Here is a 25,337-nt window from a genome sequence, read left to right on the forward strand (position 1 = left end):
CGCTGCCGATAAACTTCTGATGCGCTGCCCGGTCACAACCTTGAGATCGGTCAACCTGGCGGCTGCCAATGCGTGCATGCTGCCGGTGGTGGCGCGATTTTGATAACGGATGGTGATCCTTAGATGGACTTCAAAGACTATTACAAGATTCTCGGTGTGGAGCCGACCGCAGACGATAAGGCGATCAAGGCCGCCTATCGCAAGCTGGCGCGCAAATATCACCCGGACGTCAGCAAGGAAAAAGACGCCGAGGAAAAGTTCAAGGACGCCTCGGAAGCTTATGAAGCGCTGAAAAGTGCCGACAAGCGCGCCGAGTACGACGACTTGCGCAAATACGGCCAGCACGGCCAACCGTTCCAGGGCCCGCCAGGCTGGCAGGGTCGTGGCGGCGGTGGTTTCGGTGGTGGTCAGGACTCGGGCGATTTTTCGGACTTCTTCAGTTCGATCTTCGGCAACCGGGGTCCGGGTTTTGGTGGTGGAGAGTCGCGTCGCAGTGCTGGACGTCGAGGGCAAGACGTGGAAATGGAACTTGGGATTTTTCTGGAAGAAACCCTCTCGAACGAATCGAAGAAGGTCACCTTCCAGGTGCCGCAGTACAACCCTGCCGGCCAGCATGTCAGCAATACCAGCAAAAGCCTGAACGTGAAGATCCCGGCCGGTGTGACCGACGGCGAGCGTATTCGCCTCAAGGGCCAAGGGGCTCCGGGGATCGGTGGCGGCGCCAATGGCGACCTGTTCCTGATCATCCGCTTCGCGCCGCACCCGAAATTCGATATTGAAGGCGAAAACCTGATAATCACTTTACCGCTGGCACCTTGGGAATTGGCGCTGGGCGCCGAAGTGGCCGTGCCGACCCTGACCGGCAAGATCAACCTCAAGGTCCCGGCCGGCAGCCAGAACGGCCAGCGCATGCGCGCCAAGGGCCACGGTCTGCTGAACAAGAAGGGCGAACGGGGCTTCCTGTTCGTGCAACTTAAAGCCGTCATGCCGAAAACCTCGGACGATGAGGTCAAGGCGTTGTGGCAAGAGCTGGCGAAGAAAGCCGCTTTCGACCCAAGAGAAAACTTTTGATCCGCTAGAACCCTGGAGCTACTGACTATGAGCAGTCCCCTGATCGTTCAACTGGACATGGCAGAATTCTGTGAGGCGACCGACTTGTCGGACGTCTACGTGATCGAAATCGTCGAACACGGCATCCTCGAACCTCAGGGTGCACTGCCCAAGGACTGGCGTTTCAACGATTACGAATTGGCCCTGGCCAAGCGCGCCGCCAAACTGCGGCGCGATTTGGAACTGGAATGGGAAGGTGTCGCCCTGGCACTGGACCTGCTTGAAGAAGTCCAGCAACTGCGGGCCGAGAACCGGATGCTCAGACAACGCCTGGCACGCCTGGTAATCGAATGAGCCCCTGTAGGCGCTGCCGCAGGCTGCGATCTTTTGACCTTGTCTTTTTAAAACAAAATCAAAAGATCGCAGCCTTCGGCAGCTCCTACAAGGTTCGCGGCAAGACCACGCTGAATCGTGTGCCGTCAGCCTCATTCGAGCTGACTTCAATCGTCCCGCCATGAGCGTTGACCACTTCTTTGACGATAAACAAGCCTAACCCCAGGCTGGTCGAAGGCTGTCCGAGTTCTTCATCGGCGCTGCGCACCAACGGATCGAAAATCGTCCCCAACGCCTCCTCGGCAATCGGTGTGCCGAAGTTGTGCACTGACAGGCACACCGCGTCCGCCTCATCCTGCAACGTCAGCGTCACCTGTTGAGTGGTCGAACCATGCTGCAGCGCGTTGCCGATCAGGTTCTGCAGCAATTGATCGATACGGCCCGCGTCCCATACGCCTCGCGTGTCACCGTGAATGTGCAGCACCGGCGAACAATTCGGGTTGCCGGCACAGGCCAGGGCAATCGCCTCATGCGCCGCGTCGGTCAGGTCCATCGGCACCGGTTCGATCGGCAGGCTCTTGCCCAGGCGACTGCGCACCAACTCCAATAAATCACCGACCATCACCGCCATATGCCGCGTGCCACGATGGATGTGGTGCACGCAAGTCAGGGCGTCGCCTTCCAGATGTATTTTTCGCTGCAGCAGTTCGGTGGACATGCTCACCGCCTGCAAGGGCGCCCGCAGGTCGTGGCCGAGGATGGCCAGGAAGATGTCCCGCGAGTGGTTGACCTGCTCGGCATAGGCGGCGGTCGACTCGGCCAGGGCTTCGTCGATGGCTTCGTTGAACCGGATCATGTCCTGGAAGTGAGCCAGCTCTGGCGTCTGCAGGCTGTTGACCCACAGACGAATGACGCAGGCGCGCAAGTGGCGGAACTCGGAGGTCATCTGCACCAGATCAAAACCGAAGGTGTGCCGCAACTCGCCATGGCTGGCGGCGGCCTGATCCAGGCTTGGAGATTTTTCCGGACCGTCGCCCTTGGCCTTGGCGGCCTGCTCATGGGCGGTCTGGACGGTGGTCATGTCCCGCGCGGCGGCCAGCAGGATGGCGCGGGCATGATCGCGCAAGGCCTCGGCGTCCATATGTTCGGCAGCGGGTGTGATGGTGGCGGCGAACTGCTCCCATTCCGCGATGATCGGGTCAACGTTGCAGACGATGAACTCGCAAAGACGCATGAGCGGTTACCTGAGGGTGAATCGATGGACAGCGATTCGAATATTAGCCCCTCTGGCGAGAAATACGCGACCGCTGATGCCCGGTTCCCGGGGATTTTTTGGGTGCGGTACATATGTATTTTCGGCTCTCTAATTACTGCGAAGTTATGGGTTTTTCAGCGTGTTCTTCAACAGGATTTTGGTTTTTTGTTTTTCTCAGTCATCCGTAATCTGAGCTCAAGTTATTGGATGACGAGATTGTGCATATGGACGTTGTTACAAATAAAGTGTCGATCAATGAAGGCCCGCACCATGGCGTGATAACCGGGCTTATTCCTGAGGCGATCAAACAAGCCCCACCCCATCGACTGGAAACGCTTGAAGCGAATCTGAATGTTGCGCAGGCATTTGCGGCAGAGGCGCCAGCGGCGCATCAGCGTTTGAAAGTACTTGTGCAAAAACATTGGCAACTGCAGGGCGAAGTCGATTCGACCTTGAGTACGCTCGAGCAGAATATTGAGGCGTTTGCTCGACCATTACTGATCGAGGCACTCAAAAGCCAGCTCAATGTCGATCTGGATGTCGACAAGGCGATGCTCAGGCTTTATGTCCCGGACAAGATCATTTTCGGCATCGACCGGGGCGCGACGCGCTCACGGCATTCGTCGTTGCTGGCGGCGGCGTTGCATAACTTCGAACCGGCAGAGACCGAGGACGGCTACTTTCGCAGTGGTTCCGGTGTGTATGTTGCCGATGCCGACGGGACGCCCGTGCAGCACGGCACCACGGTGGGTGAAATCGCCAGCGTCTGCCGCTCGCTGGACGTCGGCGCGCTCTATCAGCAACACCTCAAGGCGTTGTTGCTCCCCGGTGAACCGGCGAAGCAGGCGACGCTGAAGACGCAATCAATGGCGGTGGAACAGTCCGCGCTGAAAGTGGCTGCGGCTGTCGCCGGGATCAACGCTGACCTGAGCATTCACGCTGAGGCCGTCATCAACGATGTGATCAGCGGGCAAAGCCCAGTCAGCTATCACGGTCGCCCATTGCAGGCGCATCGATTGCGGATATTGGGGCTGGAGTTGTCCGGCATTGTGCTGTTCAGTGCTGTGGCAGAAAAAAGCGAGATAGAAAAATTTCTGTCAGGGCTCATACCCGAAGAATTGAAGTTTTTGTTTGACTGGTCACGGCGTACTCCCTGGCTTAACGACAATCTTTATGAGAAGTACAAGATCCTCACGGATGTCTTCGCCAATGGGCCGAGTGCTGTAACGGCTGAAATGGCGCGGCGTAATGACTTTTATGATCAAAGTATTCTGAACGGGCGGTTAATCGCCTACATCCCGGATGATCCACTTCATCCGCTGAAAGAATATCCATCGCTGACGGCGTTCATGAAAGCCTTGGCGACGAAGTTGCTGGACACCTCCTATCAACAGTTTTTCAGCCGGTTTGTGGCCCAAAGAGACAAGCCGACATTCTTCCAGAGGGCCAACGAGCGCCTCAAGGAAATCACCTGGCACCAGCGTGAACCACTGGACATGGGGCCTTGGTGGCGCGAGACGCCGGTTGAGAATCCTCACGTCGAACCGATCACGGTGCCGATCCCGGGTGATCTCTGGGATTACCTGTATCGGCGCAAGCGCGATAAGGCGCTCAGTGATGCGCGACTGATCGCCGTGCCGACCGGCGATGAAGACGCCAAAAGCCGCTGGAATCGGCTGATCAGCTATCTGGATATTGGCTGGAACATCTTTAACTTCGCCGTGATGCTGGTGCCTGGGGTCGGTGAGGTGATGCTTGGCGTGATGGTCGCGCAATTGCTCGCGGAGTTTGCCGAAGGCATCGAAGACTGGAGTCACGGTGACAAAGAAGAGGCGTGCGCGCACATCAACAGCGTCATCCTCAACTTTGCGCAACTGGCGCTGATGAGCGCCGGCCATGTTCTGCCCAAAGGTGCCGCAGCGATCAAACCTTCGCCCTTTGTCGACAACCTCAAAGCGGTTTCGCTGGAGGATGGCCGCAGCAAAATGTGGAACCCGGATCTGACGCCGTACGAACATAAAGTCGTGCTGCCTGGTGGCACCTCGGCTGATGACGTCGGCTTGTATCCGCATCAGGGTAAAAAGCTGCTGCACCTTGAGGGAAAACAGTACGTCCTGACGCAGAATCCGCTCAGCGACCAGTTCCGCATGCAACACCCGACTCGCGCCGACGCCTATGCACCAAAGGTCGAGCATAATCGGGCGGGCGCCTGGAAGAGCGAAACCGAGCAGCCGCTCGAGTGGCAGAAGACCCAACTGTTGCGCCGCGTCAACGCGTTGGCCGCTACCTTCAGCGAGTCCACGCTGGAGCAGGTGCTCACAGTCAGCAACATCGATGAAGGTGTGCTGCGGCGTCTGCATGTCGAGCATGATTTGCCGCCATCGTTACTGACCGACACCCTCCAGCGCTTCGAACTGCATGCCTCGGTCAGCCAGTTCGACGAGCAGATCCGTAGCGGCAACATCAGCAATCATCTGGCCGGTTACCTGCCAGGGTTGATGACTGAGCTACCGCATTGGCCCGAGGAAAAAGCCATCACCTTGAAAGACCCGTTGCCGGCCCATCGAGACGCTGTCACCTACGGCAACGCGGACGCCACACCGGCCAACATACTGACGGTCACCCAGCGGGAGCTCCAGACCGGACAGCTTGAAAGCAGGGTGCTGGGGTTTTTGAACGAGGCGCAAATCGGAGCACTGCTCGGCCATGGGATCTCCAGCGATCGCGCGGTACGTATTCAGGCGCTGCGCGAGGTCCTGGTGCAGCGTGCGACCAAACGCAGTTCGCAGGTGTTCGAATCGCAATACTCCAACGCGGATGTTTCCGCCGATAGCCGCGTGCGCAGGTTGAAAGGCGATAATCCCGGATTGCCGTGCAGTGTGATCGAGCAAGTGCTCAATGAGGCCGACCCGCAGGTTTTGGACAGGCTGGACAACAGCGGCAAGGTCGTCCTCGAACTACGTCAGCAACTGCGTGCGGCAGCCACCAGGGTTCGCCTGAGTCGTGCTTTCGAAGGCCTGTACCTTGAACATCTGGAGACGTCTGACAGCCAACGTCTGGCGCTGGGCTCGATGGCGAACCTGCCTGGCTGGTCGCCTGACGTTCGCATCGAAATTCGCGACCTGTCCTTCACCGGTCAGTTGCGGGCCAGTATTGGTGCCCCGGATGCGCCGATCCGCAAAGTATTGATCGCTGATGAGGACGGGCTCTTCAACGCGCGCGATGACCAAGGGTTGCATCTGCACAGCGCCGAGGATCTCTACAGCGCGGTGTTGCATGCGTTGCCCGATGAACAGCGAAAAGCGCTGGGTTTTGAAATTTTTCAGGGCGATCTGCTTAAAAAAGCGATTCTCCGTGCACCGCTGAGCCACGAGCAGTTCGACAAGGTTTTGCTGGATCATCCGATTCGCAAGCCCGCTTATGACCCCGAACACATGCGCCTGCGCGGCGGCATGCGAGGCTATCCGCTACGCCCCGAAGGCTGGTCGGCGCTCAAGCGTCGCGTGGGTTCTTTGTATCCTGCCTTTAGCAATGCCGAGGTGGAGGCGCTGCTTCGCAGCTTTGGCGAGACCGCCATGGAGCAACGCGTGGCGGCGTTGGAGCGTGAATTCAGCCTGTTCAACCTGGACTTCCAGCGCTGGTTGAATGACATGAGCCTAAGGTATCGTTTCAGCCCTGAAGGGGTCGCCGAATGGACAGCACGCAACAAGATCTATCGGATGCTGCGCCAGTGCTGGCAGCGCACCGGTCCTGAGGGGCCGCCGGCACCAGGTGTGATCCGGGCACAGAGGCTGGATCTCGATGGCCTGCCAATGGATCGCCATCTGTTGAACATGCCACTCCTGAGCGGCAGTTTTGACCATGTCACCGCGCTGAGCCTGCGCAACGGTCAGATACTCAGTGACCAACAGCTTTTTCTCGGCAACTTTCGGCAGTTACGCGAACTCGATCTGTGGAAGAACCGCTTGAGCGACTTTCCAGAAAACATCAGTCACATGCCTTATCTGCGTGTTTTGACGCTCTCGGACAATCAGATAACGCTGACCGCCGAAAGCGTCGCTCGGCTGCGTGCGATGAGCCGGCTGCAAGTACTCAAGCTCGACGGCAACCCTCTCGGTCAAGTGCCCGACATCAGTCAGATGCCTGCCTTGGCGATTCTGACGCTGGACAATACGGGCATCGATCAGTGGCCAATTGGCTTGTTTGCCAAACAGCGTCCGCGCAACCTGTACCTGGACCTGCGCTTCAACCAGATCAGCGAACTGCCGGAGGTCGCGCCGGGTTCAGCCTCTGCCGAATTGATCGCGCGAACCAATGTGACTCGCACGCCGTTTTATCTTTCCGCGCAGAATCTCGAGAAACTCAAGCAATACATTGAGTCAGTCGGGCTCGATCCGGATCGACCTTATCCGTCTCGCGGGACCATCGACAACTCGCTCTGGGATGAGGGCCTCAGCGAGGCCGAATGGAATGCGCGCCTGCCATTTTGGGACGAGGTTGAAGACGAGTTCGACTCCGAGCCGTTTTTCAAAGAACTGCGCAAATTGACCGCGTCGGCCGACTTCCAGGCCACTGATCCGAGTTACCGAACCGACCTCACGGCCAAGGTCTGGCGAATGATTTTCGCCATGTACGAGAACACCGCATTGCGCGAGAAAATCTTCGCCGAGGCGGTTGCCTCGACGACTTGCGCGGATGCCGGTGCACAATTTTTCAACGCGATGGGCGTCGAAGTGCTGGTGCATGAAGCGTACGGGTTGATCAACACTGATCTGGTCGAGGCCGAGCTGGTGGCGCTGGCTCGCGGCAAGTCGCGCCTTGACGAGTTGGGGCAGATCGCCCGGCAGCATGTGGCGGATCGCTTGAAAGCAGGGGAGACGTTTCGACGCGAGGGGGCCGACGGTGTTACCGGCACCATCGATGAGGTGGAAGTCCACTTGGCCTACATGACCGATCTGGGCGAACGCCTGGATTTACCGTGGCAATCGCGTGGCATGTTGTTCAGGAAAATCGCAGGGGTCTCCGAAAAAATGATCGAGGAGGCGTACCAGCGAGTGGTCGCGCTGGAGGAGGGGAGTTGCTGGCGCCGCGGATTCTGGAGCAGCCATTGTGGCAGCGCTTCCTCGAGAAAACCTTTCGCAAGGAGTTCGACGAACTGCTGGAGTCTCTCAAGCATGAGGATGACATCACCCGGTTTGAGGCTTTGCGGACGCTGGAGAAAAACCTGACGCAACAAGCCATTGAGCGAGCGAAACTGCAAAGGGTTTACCCACCGTTCACTGTCGCGCCGTAAACAGACCTGGAGGCGCGCGAACGCCTCCAGGCTTTTTACTCAGCCACTCAGAACAGGAAATAGCGCTGGGCCATCGGCAGGGTTTCGGCTGGCTCACACCACAGCAACACGCCATCGGCCTTGACCTGGTAGGTCTGCGGGTCAACGTCGATGTTCGGCAGGTAGTCGTTGTGGATCAGGTCGGTTTTCTGCACCTCGCGGCAACCTTTGACCACAGCGATTTTCTTCTTCAAACCCAACGCCTCGGGAAGACCGGCGTCCTGCGCGGCCTGGCTGATAAAGGTCAGGCTGGTGGCGTGCAGCGAGCCACCGTAGCTGGCAAACATCGGCCGGTAGTGCACCGGTTGTGGCGTTGGGATCGAGGCATTGGCGTCCCCCATCAGGCTCGCCGCAATGGCGCCGCCCTTGAGGATCAACGTCGGTTTGACCCCGAAGAATGCCGGGCGCCAGAGCACCAGATCGGCCCATTTACCCACTTCGATCGAGCCCACTTCATGGCTGATGCCGTGGGTGATCGCCGGGTTGATCGTGTACTTGGCGATGTAGCGTTTGGCCCGGAAGTTGTCGTTGCCTTCACCGTCCTGAGGCAGCGGGCCGCGCTGCTTTTTCATCTTGTCGGCGGTCTGCCAGGTGCGGGTGATCACTTCGCCGACCCGGCCCATGGCCTGGCTGTCGGAGCTGATCATCGAGAACGCGCCGAGGTCGTGGAGGATGTCTTCGGCAGCAATCGTCTCGCGGCGAATGCGGCTTTCGGCGAACGCCACGTCTTCGGCAATGCTCGGGTCCAGGTGATGGCAGACCATCAGCATGTCGAGGTGTTCGTCGATGGTGTTGCGGGTGAACGGCCGCGTCGGGTTGGTCGAACTCGGCAACACGTTGGCAAACCCGCAGGCCTTGATGATGTCCGGGGCGTGACCGCCGCCCGCACCTTCGGTGTGGTAGGTGTGGATGGTGCGGCCCTTGAACGCGGCGAGGGTGGTTTCGACGAAGCCGGATTCGTTGAGGGTGTCGGTGTGGATCGCCACCTGCACATCGTACTGGTCGGCCACGCTCAGGCAGTTGTCGATGCTGGCGGGCGTGGTGCCCCAGTCTTCGTGCAACTTGAGGCCAATGGCGCCGGCCTTGACCTGCTCGATCAACGGCTCCGGCAGGCTGGCGTTGCCCTTGCCGGTGAGGCCGATGTTCATCGGGAACGCATCCGCCGCTTGAAGCATCCGCGCCAGGTGCCAGGGCCCGGAGGTGCAGGTTGTCGCGTTGGTGCCGGTGGCCGGGCCGGTGCCGCCGCCGATCATGGTGGTGACGCCGCTCATCAGCGCCTCTTCGATCTGCTGCGGGCAGATGAAATGAATGTGGGTGTCGATGCCGCCGGCGGTGAGGATCATGCCTTCACCGGCGATGACTTCGGTGCTGGCGCCGATGGCCATGGTGACGTTCGGCTGCACGTCCGGGTTGCCGGCCTTGCCGATGCCGGCGACGCGCCCGTCCTTGAGGCCGACATCGGCTTTGACGATGCCCCAGTGGTCGACGATCAAGGCGTTGGTGATGACAGTGTCGACCACTTCAGCGGCGAGCAATTGGCTCTGGCCCTGGCCGTCGCGGATGACTTTGCCGCCGCCGAATTTCACTTCTTCGCCGTAGGTGGTGAAGTCTTTTTCCACTTCGATCCACAGCTCGGTGTCGGCCAGGCGGACCTTGTCACCGACGGTGGGGCCGAACATGTCGGCGTAGGCTTGACGGGAAATCTTCATCGGAATTCCTTGCACAAATTTATTGTGGCGAGGGGGCTTGCCCCCGTTCGGGTGCGAAGCGCCCGCAATTTGGTTGATGAGGTTTATCTGATGAACCGAGGTGGCAGGTTTTACGACCGCTGCGCGGCCGAACGGGGGCAAGCCCCCTCGCCACAAGGACCGGCGTCAGTCGAGGTCGCCCATGATCCGCCCGGCAAACCCGAACACTCGGCGATGCCCGGCCAAATCCACAAGCTCGACCTCGCGGCTCTGCCCCGGTTCGAAGCGCACGGCAGTGCCGGCCGGGATATTGAGGCGCATGCCACGGCTGGCGGCGCGGTCGAAGGTCAGGGCGTCGTTGGTTTCGAAAAAGTGGTAATGCGAGCCGACCTGGATTGGCCGGTCGCCGCTGTTGGCCACTTTCAGGCTGACAGTGCGGCGGCCGACGTTGAGTTCGATGTCGCCGGGCTGGATCTGGTATTCACCGGGAATCATCCATTCACTCCTTGCAAAATCTTGTAGTAGAGGGCGGTTGGCCGGTAATTGCCGGCCGGGTCGCAAGCGTAGTCGGGGATTTGACCGGCGCGGGTGTAACCCAGGGCCTTGTAGAAGTCTTCGGCGGGGGAGCCGGCCTCGGTGTCGAGGTAGAGCATGCCGCGTTTGTGTTGGCGGGCGGCGAGCTCCAGGGCGCTCATCAATTGCTGGCCAAGGCCGCGACGGCGGGCGTGTTCGCGCACCAGCAGTTTCTGCACTTCGGCACGGTTCAGGCCGTTGGCTTTCTGGCACAGGGTCAGTTGCACACTGGCTTGCACCTGCTCGTCCTTGACCACCACCCACAGCAACACATTGCCAAGGTTCAGGTTGGCCTGGACGTCATCGAAATAGGCCCGGGCCTGGGTCGCATCCAGATCGGCCATGAAACCAACGCTGGCGCCATAGCCCACGGCGTCCAACAGCAAATCAATCAAACCCTGGCGATAGTGCGCAAAGCTTTCAACATTCACGCGGCGCAGTTGGGCGGCGTTCATCGGGTGTCACTCCTTGTTGGCGATTGGCGGCTCCGCGCCTGGGTTGAGGGTCAGTTGCATGAAGGTCAGGTCCAGCCAGCGCCCGAACTTGGTGCCCACCTGGGGCATCTGCCCGGTGATCGCAAAACCGGCGCGCTCATGCAGACGAATAGAAGCGGCGTTACCGCTTTCGATGGCGGCGACCATGATGTGTTTGTCGCAGCCTTTGGCGCGCTCGATCAGCACGCTCATCAGTTGTGGGCCGAGGCCGTTGCCGCGCTGGTCGCTGCGCACATACACCGAGTGCTCGACGGTGTGGCGAAACCCGTCGAACGGCCGCCAGTCCCCGAATGAAGCGTAGCCCAGCACTGCGTTGTCGCCGTCGACGATCACCAGAATCGGATAACCCTGGGACTGCCGGGCGCTAAACCACGCCTGGCGATTGCCCAGATCCACGGCTTGTTCATTCCAGATCGCCGTGGTGTTGAGCACCGCATCGTTGTAGATGTCACGGATCGCGGGCAGGTCGGCGTGCAGCGCATCGCGAATGAGATAAGTCATGACGCGACCTCAGACGATGGGTTGGTGAACGGTGACCAGTTTGGTGCCGTCGGGAAACGTCGCTTCAACCTGGATCTCCGGGATCATTTCCGGGATGCCTTCCATCACTTGTTCGCGGCTGAGCAGGGTGGTGCCGAAATGCATCAACTCGGCCACGGTGCGACCGTCACGGGCGCCTTCGAGCAACGCCGCGGAGATGTAGGCCATGGCTTCCGGGTAATTGAGTTTCACGCCGCGAGCCAAACGCCGCTCGGCGACTAGGCCGGCGGTGAAGATCAACAGCTTGTCTTTTTCGCGTGGGGTCAGGTCCATCGTTGGAATCCATATCGGCAGATAAAAAAGTATTCGGATCTGTGAATACATAACCCCTGTGGGAGCGGGCTTGCTCGCGAAGGCGGACTTACATTCAACATTTGCGTTGTCTGATACACCGCTTTCGCGAGCAAGCCCGCTCCCACATTGGATCGTGTTTCAGGTGCTCCATATTCTTGGGGGCACGGCTTCTCGGCCGAGCAACGCCGGCCTGAGCAGTCGCCACAAATCGATTAGCCAACCCCGTGCCAACAACGCCTCACTGGCCAAGCATCGTGCGACTAAAAGTCCCGGCAACTGAGTCAAATCCCCGCGCACGTCATTGGGCAGCGCGCGACAGGTTTCCAGCAGTGCGCTGTCGATTTCCCCGGTCACCAACAACGTCGCAAACACCGGTTGCCCATCCAGCCCGATCGGCGAGTCGAGCAATCCATCACCGCCGACAATGCGCTGGCGTTCGTGCCAGAGCAACTGGCCGTCGCGACGGATATCCAGCCGTGCCTGGAAATGCCCAAGGTCAAAACGTTCGCCACTGGCCGGGCGACCCAACGCCACCACGTCCCAGTAGAACAACCGGGCGTCGCCTTCAAGGTCGATCGAGGTGCTGAGTTCAGCCTGGGCCGCGCTGAAAATGATCGTCTCCTGGGGCAGCCATTCCAGTGTCGCACCGGTCGCCACTTTCAATTCCAGCTGCTGATAAGCGGGGCCGGCGGCGCGATACCACTTGGCGGCACCGGGGCTGGTGATTTGCGCCCAGGCATTGCTGCCGACACTGGCCGAAATGTCCAGCCGATCCCCCCCGGCAATCCCGCCCGGCGGGTGAACGATGATGTGCTGGCACACCTCGGGCCCTTCGGCGTACAGGTGCTTTTGCACCCGCAGCGGGCCTTTGTGTCGGCGCTGGACTGGGCGCGTGCTGTCGCCAAAACGGGCGTAGCCCAGCTCCAGTTCGGCGTGCCAACTTGGGGTGAACAGCGTGATAGGGGCAGGTAAATTCATAAGTTCTAATTATCGTTAGGACGCTACAGACTAGATCGTAACCAGCCCGCGCACACCCTCGGCTTCCATATTTTCTCCGCGACCCTGTTGCACGATCTCGCCCCGGGACATCACCAGGTACTGATCGGCCAGTTCGGCGGCGAAATCGTAGAACTGCTCTACCAGCAAAATCGCCATGTCGCCCCGAGCCGCGAGCTTCTTGATTACCGCGCCGATCTCCTTGATCACCGAGGGCTGGATGCCTTCGGTGGGTTCGTCGAGGATCAGCAAGCGCGGACGGCTGGCCAGTGCGCGACCGATTGCCAATTGCTGCTGTTGACCACCGGACAAGTCACCGCCGCGTCGTTGCTTCATTTGCAGTAACACCGGGAACAACTCGTAGATGAACGCCGGGACTTCCTTGGCTTCGGAGCCGGGGAATCGCGACAGGCCCATCAGCAGGTTTTCCTCCACGGTGAGGCGGCCGAAAATCTCCCGGCCCTGGGGCACATAGGCGATCCCGGCGTGCACCCGTTGGTGCGGCTTGAACGTGGTGATCGGTTTGCCTTCCCAATTCACCGCGCCTTCCTTGGACGGCAGCAAACCCATCAGGCATTTGAGCAGCGTGGTCTTGCCCACGCCGTTGCGCCCGAGCAGGCACGTGACTTCGCCGACCTTCACCTCAAACGAGAGACCGCGCAGGATGTGGCTACCGCCGTAATACTGGTGCAGCTTGTCGACTTGCAGCATTTCCAGAATCTCCTCAAATCCCCTTGTGGGAGCGGGCTTGCTCGCGAATGCGGTGTGTCATTCCGCATTGATGCTGGCTGATCCACCGCTTTCGCGAGCAAGCCCGCTCCCACATTGGATAGGTGTTTTCAGGCCTAGCGACCGAGGTAAACCTCGATCACCCGCTCGTTTTCCTGCACCTGTTCCAGCGACCCTTCCGCCAGCACGCTGCCCTGGTGCAACACGGTGACGTGGTCGGCGATGGCGCCGACGAAGCCCATGTCGTGCTCCACCACCATCAGCGAATGCTTGCCGGCCAGGCTCTTGAACAGCTCAGCGGTGAATTCGGTTTCGGCGTCGGTCATGCCGGCGACTGGTTCGTCGAGCAACAGCAATTGCGGGTCCTGCATCAGCAACATGCCGATTTCCAGGAACTGCTTCTGCCCGTGGGACAACAGGCCTGCCGGGCGATTGACCGAGGCGCTCAGGCGTATGGTTTCCAGCACTTCGCTGATGCGATCTCTTTGTTCGCCGCTCAGTCGCGCCCGCAAACTTGCCCAAACCGACTTGTCGGTTTTCTGCGCCAGTTCCAGGTTTTCGAACACGCTCAGCGCTTCAAACACGGTCGGTTTCTGAAACTTGCGCCCGATGCCGGCCTGGGCGATCTGCACTTCGCTCATCAGCGTCAAATCCATGGTTTCACCGAACCAGGCCTTGCCGTGACTCGGGCGAGTCTTGCCGGTGATCACGTCCATCAGTGTGGTTTTGCCCGCGCCGTTGGGGCCAATGATGCAGCGCAGTTCGCCGACGCCGATGTACAGGTTCAGATTGTTCAGCGCCTTGAAGCCATCGAAGCTGACGCTGATGTCTTCCAGGGTCAGGATCGTGCCGTGGCGAGTGTCCAGGCCGGGGCCGGCACTTTGGCCGAGGCCGATGCTGTCGCGGCTGGTGCCAGCGTCCTTGTTCGGTTCTGGCGGAAAAAAGACCGGTTCGAGCATGAATTCCGCCGTCGCAGTGACTCTCATTGTTCACCTCTTTTTTTCAGCAGCCCGATCACGCCTTTAGGCAGGTAAAGGGTTACGACGATGAACAGCGCGCCAAGGAAAAACAGCCAGTATTCCGGGAACGCCACGGTGAACCAGCTCTTCATGCCGTTGACCACGCCCGCTCCGAGCAACGGCCCGATCAGCGTGCCACGACCGCCCAACGCCACCCACACTGCCGCTTCAATCGAGTTGGTCGGCGACATTTCGCTAGGGTTGATGATCCCCACTTGCGGCACGTACAACGCACCGGCCAAACCACACAACACCGCGCTCAGCACCCAGACAAACAACTTGAAACCGCGTGGGTCGTAACCGCAGAACATCAGCCGGTTTTCGGCATCGCGCAACGCGGTCAACACCCGGCCGAACTTGCTCTGCGCCAAGCGCCAACCGATAAACAGACTCGCCACCAGCAACACCACCGTGGCGAAAAACAACACCGCCCGCGTCCCAGGTTCAGTAATGCCAAACCCGAGAATGGTGCGGAAATTGGTAAAGCCGTTGTTGCCGCCAAACCCGGTTTCGTTGCGGAAAAACAGCAGCATTCCGGCGAAGGTCAGGGCTTGGGTCATGATCGAGAAATACACGCCTTTGATCCGCGAGCGGAAGGCGAAGAAGCCGAACACCAAGGCCAACAACCCCGGCGCCAACACCACCAGGCACATCGACCAGAGGAAGCTGCTGGTGCCGGTCCAGTACCACGGCAATTCGGTCCACGACAGGAACGTCATGAACGCCGGCAAGGCATCGCCCGAGGCTTGGCGCATCAGGTACATGCCCATGGCGTAGCCGCCGAGGGCGAAAAACAGACCGTGACCCAGCGACAACAGCCCGGCATAACCCCAGACCAGATCCAGCGCCAGGGCGACGATGGCGTAGCAAAGAATCTTGCCCACCAGCGTCAGCGTGTAGGCCGAGACGTGAAAAACACTAACGGGCGAGAGCAGCGACATCAGCGGCATCGCCAATAGCAACACCAGAATGACGGCGCCGACAGCGAAGGTGATTTTTGGGCCGGCCTTTTGGGTGGCCGTGACTAGAAGAGGTTGGTTCATCAGTCGATCACCCGTCCTTTCAGTGCGAAGAGGCCTTGCGGACGTTTCTGGATAAACAGAATGATCAGCGCGAGGATCAGGATTTTGCCGAGTACGGCACCGATTTGCGGTTCGAGAATTTTGTTGGCGATGCCCAAGCCGAACGCGGCAAACACACTACCGGCCAACTGGCCGACACCGCCGAGCACCACCACCAGGAACGAGTCGATGATGTAGCTTTGTCCGAGGTCCGGGCCGACGTTGCCGATCTGGCTGAGCGCCACGCCACCGAGCCCGGCGATGCCTGAGCCGAGGCCGAAGGCGAGCATGTCCACCCGCCCGGTCGGCACGCCGCAGCAGGCGGCCATGTTGCGGTTTTGAGTGACGGCGCGCACGTTCAGGCCCAACCGTGTCTTGTTCAGCAGCAACCAGGTCAGCACCACCACAAACAGCGCGAAGGCGATGATCACGATGCGGTTGTAGGGCAGCACGAGGTTGGGCAGCACTTGAATCCCGCCCGAAAGCCAGGCTGGGTTGGCCACTTCAACGTTCTGCGCGCCGAACACCAGGCGCACCAGCTGAATCAGCATCAGGCTGATGCCCCACGTCGCGAGCAATGTTTCCAATGGGCGGCCGTAGAGGTGACGAATCACCGTGCGCTCCAGCGCCATGCCGGTGGCGGCGGTGACGAAAAACGCTACCGGCAACGCGATCAGCGGATAGAACTCGATGGCTTGCGGGGCGAAGCGCTGGAACATCAGTTGCACTACGTAAGTCGAGTAGGCACCGAGCATCAGCATCTCGCCGTGGGCCATGTTGATCACGCCGAGCAGGCCGAAGGTGATCGCCAGACCGAGCGCAGCCAGCAGCAGGATCGAACCGAGCGACATGCCGCTGAAGGCTTGGCCGAGGATCTCGCCGATCAGCAGTTTGCGTTTGACCTGGGCGAGGCTGGTCTCGGCGGCGGTGCGCACATTGGTATCGGTTTCGACGCCAGGTTCGAGCAAACCTTCGAGGCGCGTACGTGCCAGTGGATCGCCGGTTTCGCCAAGCAGACGCACAGCGGCGAGGCGCACGGCCGGGTCCGTGTCGACCAGTTGCAGATTGGCCAGGGCCAGGCTCAGCGCGGCGTGGACGTTTTCATCTTTTTCACCGGCGAGTTGCTGGTCGAGGAATTTCAGCTGCGCGGGTTTCGCGCTTTTCTGCAATTGCTGCGCGGCAGTCAGACGGATTTTGGCGTCGGCGGCGAGCAATTGGTGGCTGGCCATGGCGGTGTCGATCAGACCCCGCAGGCGGTTGTTCAGGCGCAGGGTTTTGGCTTGGCCGTCGACAGTCAGTTCGCCTTGTTGCAGGGCGTTGATCAGTTCGACACGGGCCGGATCGGGCTGCGCGGCCCAGGTTTCCAGAAGCTTGGCTTGCTGCACGGGATTGGCGGCGATGAAATCTTCGGCGTCGCCGGCGTGGGCTGCCATCGGCAATAAAAGCGCGATAGCGAGGATGAGGCGGTAAAGGGCGGTGGGCATTAGTGGTGTGTCCTTTCTTGCGGTGGCCGATGGAGCGGTGTCCGGCTGTGAATCCGCCCCTCACCCTAACCCTCTCCCAGAGGGAGAGGGGACTGACCGAGTTGTCAGGTCATCCAGCATCGACCTGACATTCCTGCGTCGAACTCAGGTTCTGCAAGCCATAGAGATCTGCTCCCTTCCCCCTCGCCCCCTCTGGGGGAGAGGGTTGGGGTGAGGGTGAAAAGATCTTCGCCCCACCCCAAAACCCAAGTCAGACTCAGTTGCTCTTCACCGCATAATCCGGCTTCTTGTCGTTGCCATCGATAAACGGGCTCCACGGCTGGGCGCGGATCGGCCCTTCGGTCTGCCACACCACGTTGAACTGACCGTCGGCCTGAATCTCGCCGATCATCACCGGCTTGTGCAGGTGGTGGTTGGTCTTGTCCATGGTCAGGGTGTAACCCGACGGCGCGGCAAACGTCTGCCCGGCCAACGCTTCACGAACCTTGTCGACGTCAGTGGACTTGGCCTTTTCAGCCGCTTGCGCCCACATGTGGATGCCGACGTAGGTGGCTTCCATCGGGTCGTTGGTCACCGCTTTGTCGGCGCCCGGCAGGTTGTGTTTCTTGGCGTAGGCTTTCCAGTCCGCTACGAACTTCTTGTTCACCGGGTTCTCGACCGATTCGAAGTAGTTCCACGCCGCGAGGTTACCCACCAGCGGTTTGGTGTCGATGCCACGCAGTTCTTCTTCGCCTACCGAGAACGCCACGACGGGAACGTCGGTGGCTTTCAGGCCCTGGTTGGCCAGCTCTTTATAGAACGGCACGTTGGAGTCGCCGTTAACGGTCGAGATGACGGCAGTCTTGCCGCCGGCCGAGAATTTTTTGATGTTGGCCACGATGGTTTGGTAATCGGCATGGCCGAAGGGGGTGTAGACCTCTTCGATGTCCTTGTCCGCTACGCCTTTGGAGTGCAGGAACGAGCGCAGGATTTTGTTGGTGGTGCGCGGGTAAACGTAGTCGGTGCCCAGCAGGAAGAAGCGCTTGGCGCTGCCGCCTTCGTCGCTCATCAGGTATTCCACCGCCGGGATTGCCTGTTGGTTCGGCGCGGCGCCGGTGTAGAACACGTTCGGCGACATTTCTTCGCCTTCGTATTGCACCGGGTAGAACAGCAAGCCGTTGAGCTCTTCGAACACCGGCAACACCGATTTACGCGACACCGAGGTCCAGCAACCGAACACCACGGCCACTTTGTCCTGGGTCAGCAACTGACGGCTCTTTTCGGCGAACAGCGGCCAGTTCGAGGCTGGGTCGACGACTACCGGTTCCAGCATCTTGCCGTTGACGCCGCCCTTGGCGTTGATTTCGTCGATGGTCATCAACGCCATGTCTTTGAGGGAGGTTTCGGAGATCGCCATGGTCCCGGACAGGGAGTGCAGGATGCCGACCTTAATGGTCTCTGCGGCCTGGACAGTCCAGGTCATGCCCATCGCGGCAATGGATGCCGTGAGTGTGAAAGCCTTGATCAAGCTGCGACGCTTCATTGTGCGATCTCCATGAACGTTTAATTTTTTTTTGATTGGCAGATGCGGACTACTGAAAGCTGTTTTGCAAGGGCTGTGCCCGGTCGGCAAAAGGTAAGGAAATGTCGTATTAGAGCGGTCGCGGCTGTAGACGATGCACCATGAAGGAACGCTGCTGGCGCGTTGGTGCAGGTGGCCGCGCCAGATTGGGGCGCAATTTTACGCTCACTACAAATCCACTGTGGGAGCGAGCCTGCTCGCGATCGCGGTGGGTCAGTCACAGAGATGTTGGATGTGCCGCCGTCATCGCGAGCAGGCTCACTCCCACAGGGTTTTGGGGTGTGTTTGTGGGATTAGCGGCGGCGCATCAGGCCGATGAAGAACAGGCCGCCGATGGCGGCGGTGGCGACGCCAATCGGCAAATCTTCGGGGGCGATCAGGGTACGGGCGGCGACGTCGACCCAAACGAGGAAGAGGCTGCCGAGCAACACGCAGACGGGTAACAATCTGCGATGCTCCGCGCCGACCAACCGCCGCGCAATGTGCGGCACCATCAGCCCGACAAACCCAATCGACCCACTGATCGAAACAAGCACGCCGGTCATCAGCGAAGCAATCAAAAACACCCGCAACCGCACCGTGCGAGCATTCAAACCCAACGTCACGGCAGTCTGCTCACCCGCCATCAACGCATTCAACGGCCGTGCCATCCCCAGCAACAAAACCAATCCGAGCAACACACTGGCCGCCGGCACCGCCAGCAATTCCCAGCGCGCCAACCCGAGCCCGCCAAGCATCCAGAACATCACCGCGGAACTCGCGCGATGATCCCCCAGAAACAGCAGCAAATTGGCAATCGCCATCATCACAAACGACACCGCCACACCACACAACAGCAACCGATCACTGTCCAGCCGCCCATTGCGATTGGCGATCATCAGCACGATCAACATGCTCGCCAACGCGCCAATAAACGCCGCAATCGGCAAGGTCAGCAGGCCGACGATTTCCCCGACATGCAGCACCACAATCACCGCGCCAAGGGTCGCACCTGAAGTGACGCCAAGCAGATGCGGATCAGCCAGCGGATTGCGCGTCACCGCTTGCAACACCGCGCCGATCAACGCCAGCCCGGCCCCGACCAACGCCCCGAGCAACATGCGCGGCACGCGGATCAGCCAGACGATATGTTCCTGCCCGGTAGCCCAGTCCGGAGCGCCGACTCCCAACATCTTGTGCAGCAAAATCCGCCACACCACGTCCACCGGCACCCGCGCCGGGCCAAAGCCCAGCGACACCACGCACGACACCAGCAACAGTGCGCCGAGGGCGGTCAGCAACAAGGCATAGCGACGGTCGATCATTCGCCGTGGAACCCTTTGGCCAGGGTTTCCACCGCCAGCACGTTGTCGATCCCCGGCGTGGCTTGCACGTACGGAATGACGATAAAGCGCTGGTTCTTGATCGCGTCCACCGATTGCAGGGCTTTGTTGTTCAGCAGGAATTGCTCTTTCTGCTCGGCCGTAACTTCGCCGTAGTCGACGATCACGATCACCTGCGGATTGCGCTCGACCACGTTCTCCCAATTAACCCGCGTCCAACTGGCCTCGACGTCATCCAGAATATTTTGCCCTCCCGCCGCATCGATCAGCGCTTGTGGCATGCCGAGGCGCCCGGAGGTCATGGCCCGGTCTTCGCCGCTGTCGTAGAGGAAGACGCGTGGTTTGTCCGCCGGCAGATCCTTGCGCACCTCGGCGACTTGTTCCTGCATCTCGGCGATCAAGGCGTTGGCGCGGTCCTGCACGTCGAAGATTTTGCCGAGGTTGCGCAGGTCGTTGTAGGTGTCGTTCAGGCTGGCCGCCGGGCGCTTCATGACGAAGGCGCAGGATTCGGTCAGCTCGTAGACGTTGATGCCCAGCGGTTGCAGCGTCTGCGGCGTCAGGTCACCGCCGACGCGCATGCCGTAATCCCAACCGGCGAAGAAGAAATCGACGTTGGCGTTGAGCAGGGTTTCCACCGACGGGTACTTCGCCGCCAGTTCCGGCAGACCGTCGAGGATGGTCTGCATCTCGGGCGTCACCGACTTCCAACCGGTCACGCCGCTGTAGCCGGCCATGTGCGGTTTGAGGCCGAGGGCGAGCATCATCTGGGTCATGTTGATGTCGTGGCTGACCGCGTGTTTCGGCGCTTGCTTGAACGTCACGTCGCGGTTGCAGCTCTGAACGGTCAGCGGGTATTTCGTCGCCTCGGCAACGGCGTGGGCACTGCCCAGCAACAGAGCGACACAGAGCAGGGAACGCACAGTCATTATTGGGTTATCCAGGTGATTCGGGGGTAGCCGTGGAGGGGGTGTTCGTCGATCAGCGCTTCGACGCCGAAAACTTCGCGCAGCAGCAGCGCGGTCAGGACTTCTTTCGGTGTGCCGCTGGCGACGATACGGCCGTGGTTGATCACGTACAAACGATCACAAAAAGCAGCAGCCAGGTTGAGGTCGTGGATGCTTGCCAGGGTGCCGATGTTCAGGCGTTTGACCAGTTGCAGCAGTTCGAGCTGATAGCGCGGGTCGAGGTGGTTGGTCGGCTCGTCGAGCAGCAGCAGTTGCGGTTGCTGGGCCAGGGCGCGGGCGAGGATCACGCGTTGTTTTTCTCCGCCGGAAAGGGTGGCGAAGGCGTGGTCTTCGAAGCCTTTTAGGCCGACCGATTCCAGCGCCTGAGTGGCGAGATTTCGGTCTTCGATGGTGTCGCCGTCGAACAGGCCTTTGTGCGGCGTGCGGCCCATGGCGACCACTTCCTCGACGGTGAGGCCGAAGGCGTCGGGGAATTCTTGCAGGACCACGGCAATGCGTTGCGCGCACCAGCGCGAGGATTGCTTCCAGACGTTGTGATGCTCGAGTTGAACCTCGCCGCTGTCGGGTTTGCTGAAGCGATAGGCGCAACGCAGCAGGCTGGTCTTGCCACTGCCGTTGGGGCCGATCAACCCGACAAACTCACCGGCGGCCACGTGCAACGAGGCGTCACGCAGTTGGAACTGGTGATGGCAGTGGCCGAGGCCCAGGGGGGTCCAGGCGAGGTTTGTGAGGTTCAGCGAGGTCATGCGTTTACTCTAAGATTTTTGGTGTTGCTGATGACGCCTTCGCGAGCACGCCCGCTCCCACATTTGATCGCATTCCAATGTGGGAGCGGGCTTGCTCGCGATGAGGGCTTTTAGGCTGCGATTAATACGGCATGTGTGCGTTATACAGTAACACCAAAAGTGACCGGGAGATAAGCGCGCGAAGTCTACAGATCCCTCTAACGCACGCATCTCGCCTCACTCATGATGAAGATGAAGCAGATTCAGTTTGTCGATTGAAGCGCGACAGCAGCAGCCGATCCAGCACCCACACGACAATCAACGAGGCGCCCACCAGCGGAAAAATCACCGCCAGCACCAGCATGATAGCTACGCCGGTTTTCCATTTCGGCAGGTCGTGGCGCAGCGGCGGAACACCGAACTGGCCGTCCGGCCGACGCTTCCACCAGATCACCACGCCACTGACCGCGCTGAGCAGAATCATCAGGCAAATCAGCAGCACGATGATCTGATTGAACGCACCAAACATCTTGCCTTCATGCAGCATCACGCCAATTTCCGTGGCTCGGGCGACGGCGCCGTATTGCTCGTAGCGCACGTCGGCGAGAACCTTGCCGGTGTACTGATCGACGTGCAGGGTGGCGTCGTTGCGCGGGTCGTCGGCGAACACCGCGATGGTGAACACGCCGGTGGCGGTGGTCGGCAAGGTGATGCTGTAACCCGGTTCGACCTTGCGTTGCACGGCTAGGTTTTGTACGTCTTGCAGGTTGATGGTCGGCGCCGCAGGACCGGCCGGCGCGGCACCGTGAGCCATGTGCTCGGCGTGGTCGCCGGACATTGGCATCGGCGTGTTTTCCATGGCCCAGGGCACGGTCTGGCGGGTGGCGCTGTTGAGGCTGCGGGCCTCGACGTCGGACTTCGGCATGTCGTTCCACATTGCCGCCGGGAAGCGGTTCCAGACTTCGGCGTATTGCTTGCCCCAGAAACCGGTCCAGGTCATGCCGCTGAGCAGCATCACCAGCAAGAATGCCGCGCCCCAGAACCCGGTTACGGCGTGCAGGTCGCGCCACAGCACACGACCGCGACGGCTGAAACGTGGCCACAACACGCCAGCATACTGACCGCGCGGCCACCACAGAAATACCCCGGACACCACCAGCACTACGCCCCAGCCAGCGGCGAGTTCGACCAGTCGATCACCGACGGTGCCGATCAGCAACTCGCCGTGAATTGCCCGGGCGAGGGCTTGCAGGTTTTTCTTGGCGTCTTGCTCACCGAGGATGTCGCCGTGGTACGGGTCGATGAAGACGTTGAGCTCGTGACCGGCATTGATCACGACAAACTGTGCGCTGCGTTCGGCGTTGACCGGCGGCAGGTATTGTTTGATCTGGCCTTGTGGATAGGCCTCTTTCACCCGCTTGGCCAGGTCATCGGCGGACACCGTGTGATGCCCGGCCGGGACGTTCATCAGGCTGGCGTACATCAGCGGGTCGAGTTGCGGTTTGAACAGGTAAAGGGTGCCGGTCAGGGCCAGCATCACCATGAATGGCGCGACGAATAGCCCGGCATAGAAATGCCAACGCCAGGCCAGGTTGTAGAAATTCGGTTTGGGTTGTTTCATCAGGTGCTCCGCTTGGCTTGGATCTTCTAGTTGTTCATTCAGGTTGCTACATCGCATCACCTGTGGGAGCGGGCTTGCTCGCGAAGACGGAGGCACATCCAACATCGATGTCGCCTGAGATACTGCCTTCGCGAGCAAGCCCGCTCCCACATTGGGTGGGGGTTAGAAGCTCATATCGACCTTGGTCCAGAGCGTGCGCCCCGGTTCGTTGATGGCTTGCGGGTCATTGGCCGGATAGCCGAAACCGGCGTTACCGGCCAGGTTCAAATGCTCGGCGTACGCCTTGCCGAACAGGTTGTCGACGCCGCTGCTGACCTTCCAGTTCTTGTTGATGCGGTACGCGCCGTTAAGCGAGAACACGCCGAACCCTGCGCTCTTGTCGAAGTCCTTGCCGACCACGTTGCCCTTGTTCTGGTCGATGCGGTTTTGCGCCGCAACCACACGCCACAAGGCTCCAGCACTCCAGTTGTCTTCGCTGTAGGTCAGGCCGAAGCGCGCATCCAGCGGCGGCATTTGCGGTAGCGCTTTACCGTCGCTGCTGTTCTTGCCCCAGGCATAGGCCAGGGTCGCGTCGGCCTTCCAGTTGGAGGTCAACTTGTAAGCCGCACCGAGTTCGCCGCCCATGATTCGCGCGTCGATGTTCTGCGCTTGCGAGGTCGTGCCCATCATCCCCGGTGTGTAGTTGAACAGGATGTAGTCGCGCACTTGGCCGACATAACCCGATGCCCAGGCTTCGAGGTCTTCGGTCTTGTATTGCAGGCCGAAGTCGAGCTGGGTGGTTTTTTCCGGTTTGATCGAATCAAAGGCATTCACTGAACCGGCCGGGCCGGACTTGGGCGAAAACAGCTCCCAGTAATCCGGGAAGCGCTCGCTGTGGCCGAGGCCGGCGTAGAGCGTGGTCGGGCTGTTGGCCAAGTCATGCTCATAACGGACGAAGCCGCTCGGCAGGGTGTCGGCGCGGGTCTTGTCGGCGGTCGGGTTCGGCATGCTCATCATCCCGGAGCCGATGGTCTGCCGATAATCCTTGGCCGAAGCACGGTCCACCCGCGCGCCGGTAATCAGCCGATCACGGTCGGCGGCGTACCAGGTCAGTTCGCTGAACACCCCATAGTTATGGAAGTCGGCGTCCTTGGTGTATGGCTGTTCCTTGTAGGCGTCGACGCCCATGGCGCTGCGTTGACGGTGTTCGTTGGTCTGCGCGTCGAGGCCGCTGATCAGTTGCAGATCGGCCCAGTGCCAAGTGGCTTTGATCCGTGCGCCGAGAGTGCGCCGGTCGACGTTGGAGGCCATCGGCCCGGACATCATCCCGGTGCCGGACGGTGTGCGCAGGGTGTAGTTGTCCATCACGTGGTCGGCGTAGTTGTAGTAGACCTGCGCCTCGACCTTATCCAGCACGTCGCCGATGTTGGATTTCTCGAACCGCAGGCCCAGGCTTTCGCGCTTGAATTGCGTACCGTCCATGCCCCGCCCGGCGTAACGCGCTTCGCCATCGCCCTTGCCGGCGGTCAGCTCCAGCAAGGTGTCGGCGTCCGGGGTCCAGCCCACCGCCACGTCGCCGTTCCACTTGTCGTAACGCGACGCTACGGTGTCGTTGTTGCCGTCCTTGTAGTCGTCCGAATGCGCGGTGTTGCCGATCACCCGCACGTAGCCCAACGACCCGCCGGCAGCGGCGTCCACCACTTTGTCGAAACGGCCGTTGGAGCCGGCCAGCACGCTGGCGTTCACGCGGGTGCCGAGTTCACCGAAGTGTTCCGGTTCGCGGTCGAAGAGGACTGTGCCGGCTGATGCGCCCGGTCCCCAAAGCACGGTTTGCGGGCCTTTGATGACGGTGAGTTTGTCGTAGGTTTCCGGCGAGATGTACGAGGTCGGCGCGTCCATCCGGCCGGGACAGGCGCCGAGCATCATGCTGCCGTTGGTAAGGATGTTCAGCCGCGAGCCGAACATGCCGCGCAGCACCGGATCGCCGTTGGTGCCGCCATTTCGGACTAAAGCGAAGCCGGGAATGGTCTTCAGGTAATCGCCACCGTCACTGGCCGGCACCGGTTGGCGCGGGTCCTTGGGGTTGGTGGCGATGGTCAGCGGCGAGCTCGGCGCGATGGCGGTGATCACGGTTGGGCTCAGTTCTTCGGTGTGCTCGGCATGTTCATCAGCCAGCACTATCGGGGTCAGCAAAACGCCGCAAAGGACGGCAATAGCGTGCCTGAAACGCAGTCGGGATTCGTTCAGGGCAAAGGAGGTCGGGGTGCAGCTCAAGCGTGTGTCAGCAGAAAAGCGGGACATGACAATTTCCATCGA

Annotated in this window: 19 protein-coding genes and 1 pseudogene; 3 read left to right on the forward strand and 17 right to left on the reverse strand. The window is 60.4% G+C overall.

What is annotated here, in order from left to right; translation table 11 throughout:
• Window positions 1-123: 123 nt before the first annotated feature.
• Both JFT87_RS07730 and JFT87_RS07735 read left to right on the forward strand, forming a co-directional pair.
• A complete protein-coding gene (locus JFT87_RS07730; RefSeq protein ID WP_201200199.1) occupies window positions 124-1,071 on the forward strand; it encodes a DnaJ C-terminal domain-containing protein in 948 nt (315 codons plus the stop codon).
• A 27-nt stretch (window positions 1,072-1,098) separates the two neighbouring features.
• Window positions 1,099-1,404 (forward strand): chaperone modulator CbpM, encoded by a 306-nt coding sequence (locus tag JFT87_RS07735; RefSeq protein ID WP_201200200.1) that lies wholly within the window; start codon window positions 1,099-1,101, stop codon window positions 1,402-1,404.
• 85 nt (window positions 1,405-1,489) lie between these two features.
• On the opposite strand, the gene JFT87_RS07740 is transcribed toward JFT87_RS07735, so the two are convergent.
• A complete protein-coding gene (locus tag JFT87_RS07740; protein ID WP_201200201.1) occupies window positions 1,490-2,617 on the reverse strand; it encodes a sensor histidine kinase in 1,128 nt (375 codons plus the stop codon).
• Between the two features lie 245 nt (window positions 2,618-2,862).
• Between JFT87_RS07740 and JFT87_RS07745 the strand changes: the two genes are divergently transcribed.
• Window positions 2,863-7,866, forward strand: a complete 5,004-nt coding sequence (locus JFT87_RS07745; RefSeq protein ID WP_201200202.1) for an NEL-type E3 ubiquitin ligase domain-containing protein — start codon at window positions 2,863-2,865, stop codon at window positions 7,864-7,866.
• A gap of 112 nt (window positions 7,867-7,978) precedes the next feature.
• Here the strand turns inward: JFT87_RS07745 and ureC are convergent, their stop codons facing one another.
• From ureC to JFT87_RS07825, 16 genes and pseudogenes are all read right to left on the reverse strand, one after another.
• Window positions 7,979-9,679 (reverse strand): urease subunit alpha, encoded by a 1,701-nt coding sequence (gene ureC / locus JFT87_RS07750; RefSeq protein ID WP_201200204.1) that lies wholly within the window; start codon window positions 9,677-9,679, stop codon window positions 7,979-7,981.
• Between the two features lie 165 nt (window positions 9,680-9,844).
• The gene (locus tag JFT87_RS07755) at window positions 9,845-10,153 is read right to left on the reverse strand and encodes an urease subunit beta (protein WP_109627750.1); all 309 of its coding nucleotides are present in this window, start codon (window positions 10,151-10,153) and stop codon (window positions 9,845-9,847) included.
• On the reverse strand, window positions 10,150-10,686 hold the full coding sequence (locus tag JFT87_RS07760) for a GNAT family N-acetyltransferase (protein WP_201200205.1): 537 nt from the start codon (window positions 10,684-10,686) through the stop codon (window positions 10,150-10,152). Before JFT87_RS07760 ends, JFT87_RS07755 begins: the two co-directional genes overlap by 4 nt.
• A 6-nt stretch (window positions 10,687-10,692) precedes the next feature.
• Entirely contained in the window at window positions 10,693-11,226 is a 534-nt protein-coding gene (locus tag JFT87_RS07765; RefSeq protein ID WP_201200206.1) for a GNAT family N-acetyltransferase, read from the reverse strand.
• A gap of 9 nt (window positions 11,227-11,235) precedes the next feature.
• Complete coding sequence (gene ureA, locus JFT87_RS07770; protein WP_008085431.1) at window positions 11,236-11,538, reverse strand: urease subunit gamma; 303 nt, start codon at window positions 11,536-11,538, stop codon at window positions 11,236-11,238.
• Window positions 11,539-11,697: 159 nt separating this feature from the next.
• A complete protein-coding gene (locus JFT87_RS07775; protein WP_201200207.1) occupies window positions 11,698-12,537 on the reverse strand; it encodes an urease accessory protein UreD in 840 nt (279 codons plus the stop codon).
• Window positions 12,538-12,567: 30 nt separating this feature from the next.
• Window positions 12,568-13,266, reverse strand: a complete 699-nt coding sequence (gene urtE, locus JFT87_RS07780) for an urea ABC transporter ATP-binding subunit UrtE (protein WP_169371835.1) — start codon at window positions 13,264-13,266, stop codon at window positions 12,568-12,570.
• Window positions 13,267-13,400: 134 nt separating this feature from the next.
• Window positions 13,401-14,270, reverse strand: a complete 870-nt coding sequence (urtD, locus tag JFT87_RS07785) for an urea ABC transporter ATP-binding protein UrtD (protein ID WP_446739717.1) — start codon at window positions 14,268-14,270, stop codon at window positions 13,401-13,403.
• Window positions 14,267-15,346 carry an urea ABC transporter permease subunit UrtC gene (gene urtC, locus JFT87_RS07790; RefSeq protein ID WP_201200208.1) on the reverse strand — a complete coding sequence of 360 codons (1,080 nt, stop codon included), beginning with the start codon at window positions 15,344-15,346 and terminating at the stop codon, window positions 14,267-14,269. The genes urtD and urtC overlap by 4 nt, the downstream gene beginning before the upstream one ends.
• Window positions 15,346-16,848: an urea ABC transporter permease subunit UrtB gene (gene urtB, locus JFT87_RS07795; RefSeq protein WP_201200209.1), complete on the reverse strand. Its 1,503-nt coding sequence runs from the start codon at window positions 16,846-16,848 to the stop codon at window positions 15,346-15,348. The genes urtC and urtB overlap by 1 nt, the downstream gene beginning before the upstream one ends.
• A 256-nt stretch (window positions 16,849-17,104) precedes the next feature.
• On the reverse strand, window positions 17,105-18,370 hold the full coding sequence (gene urtA / locus JFT87_RS07800; RefSeq protein WP_201200210.1) for an urea ABC transporter substrate-binding protein: 1,266 nt from the start codon (window positions 18,368-18,370) through the stop codon (window positions 17,105-17,107).
• Between the two features lie 332 nt (window positions 18,371-18,702).
• Window positions 18,703-19,713 (reverse strand): FecCD family ABC transporter permease, encoded by a 1,011-nt coding sequence (locus JFT87_RS07805; protein ID WP_201200211.1) that lies wholly within the window; start codon window positions 19,711-19,713, stop codon window positions 18,703-18,705.
• Entirely contained in the window at window positions 19,710-20,657 is a 948-nt protein-coding gene (locus tag JFT87_RS07810; RefSeq protein WP_201200213.1) for an ABC transporter substrate-binding protein, read from the reverse strand. Before JFT87_RS07810 ends, JFT87_RS07805 begins: the two co-directional genes overlap by 4 nt.
• 248 nt (window positions 20,658-20,905) lie before the next feature.
• A pseudogene (locus tag JFT87_RS07815) lies at window positions 20,906-21,442 on the reverse strand (ABC transporter ATP-binding protein); the annotation flags it as partial.
• 220 nt (window positions 21,443-21,662) lie between these two features.
• A complete protein-coding gene (locus JFT87_RS07820; protein ID WP_201200215.1) occupies window positions 21,663-23,042 on the reverse strand; it encodes a PepSY-associated TM helix domain-containing protein in 1,380 nt (459 codons plus the stop codon).
• 162 nt (window positions 23,043-23,204) lie between these two features.
• Window positions 23,205-25,322 (reverse strand): TonB-dependent copper receptor, encoded by a 2,118-nt coding sequence (locus tag JFT87_RS07825; protein WP_201200216.1) that lies wholly within the window; start codon window positions 25,320-25,322, stop codon window positions 23,205-23,207.
• Between the last annotated feature and the right edge of the window lie 15 nt (window positions 25,323-25,337).

Origin of the sequence: Pseudomonas sp. TH15 (assembly GCF_016651105.1) — a bacterium.
Classification (GTDB): Bacteria; Pseudomonadota; Gammaproteobacteria; order Pseudomonadales; family Pseudomonadaceae; genus Aquipseudomonas.

Bases quoted from the DNA above. Each gene is read 5' to 3' on its own strand.
- JFT87_RS07730 (WP_201200199.1), top strand. From the start codon at position 124: ATGGACTTCAAAGACTATTACAAGATTCTCGGTGTGGAGCCGACCGCA.
- JFT87_RS07735 (WP_201200200.1), top strand. From the start codon at position 1,099: ATGAGCAGTCCCCTGATCGTTCAACTGGACATGGCAGAATTCTGTGAG.
- JFT87_RS07740 (WP_201200201.1), bottom strand. From the start codon at position 2,617: ATGCGTCTTTGCGAGTTCATCGTCTGCAACGTTGACCCGATCATCGCG.
- JFT87_RS07745 (WP_201200202.1), top strand. From the start codon at position 2,863: ATGGACGTTGTTACAAATAAAGTGTCGATCAATGAAGGCCCGCACCAT.
- ureC (WP_201200204.1), bottom strand. From the start codon at position 9,679: ATGAAGATTTCCCGTCAAGCCTACGCCGACATGTTCGGCCCCACCGTC.
- JFT87_RS07755 (WP_109627750.1), bottom strand. From the start codon at position 10,153: ATGATTCCCGGTGAATACCAGATCCAGCCCGGCGACATCGAACTCAAC.
- JFT87_RS07760 (WP_201200205.1), bottom strand. From the start codon at position 10,686: ATGAACGCCGCCCAACTGCGCCGCGTGAATGTTGAAAGCTTTGCGCAC.
- JFT87_RS07765 (WP_201200206.1), bottom strand. From the start codon at position 11,226: ATGACTTATCTCATTCGCGATGCGCTGCACGCCGACCTGCCCGCGATC.
- ureA (WP_008085431.1), bottom strand. From the start codon at position 11,538: ATGGACCTGACCCCACGCGAAAAAGACAAGCTGTTGATCTTCACCGCC.
- JFT87_RS07775 (WP_201200207.1), bottom strand. From the start codon at position 12,537: ATGAATTTACCTGCCCCTATCACGCTGTTCACCCCAAGTTGGCACGCC.
- urtE (WP_169371835.1), bottom strand. From the start codon at position 13,266: ATGCTGCAAGTCGACAAGCTGCACCAGTATTACGGCGGTAGCCACATC.
- urtD (WP_446739717.1), bottom strand. From the start codon at position 14,270: ATGAGAGTCACTGCGACGGCGGAATTCATGCTCGAACCGGTCTTTTTT.
- urtC (WP_201200208.1), bottom strand. From the start codon at position 15,346: ATGAACCAACCTCTTCTAGTCACGGCCACCCAAAAGGCCGGCCCAAAA.
- urtB (WP_201200209.1), bottom strand. From the start codon at position 16,848: ATGCCCACCGCCCTTTACCGCCTCATCCTCGCTATCGCGCTTTTATTG.
- urtA (WP_201200210.1), bottom strand. From the start codon at position 18,370: ATGAAGCGTCGCAGCTTGATCAAGGCTTTCACACTCACGGCATCCATT.
- JFT87_RS07805 (WP_201200211.1), bottom strand. From the start codon at position 19,713: ATGATCGACCGTCGCTATGCCTTGTTGCTGACCGCCCTCGGCGCACTG.
- JFT87_RS07810 (WP_201200213.1), bottom strand. From the start codon at position 20,657: ATGACTGTGCGTTCCCTGCTCTGTGTCGCTCTGTTGCTGGGCAGTGCC.
- JFT87_RS07820 (WP_201200215.1), bottom strand. From the start codon at position 23,042: ATGAAACAACCCAAACCGAATTTCTACAACCTGGCCTGGCGTTGGCAT.
- JFT87_RS07825 (WP_201200216.1), bottom strand. From the start codon at position 25,322: ATGTCCCGCTTTTCTGCTGACACACGCTTGAGCTGCACCCCGACCTCC.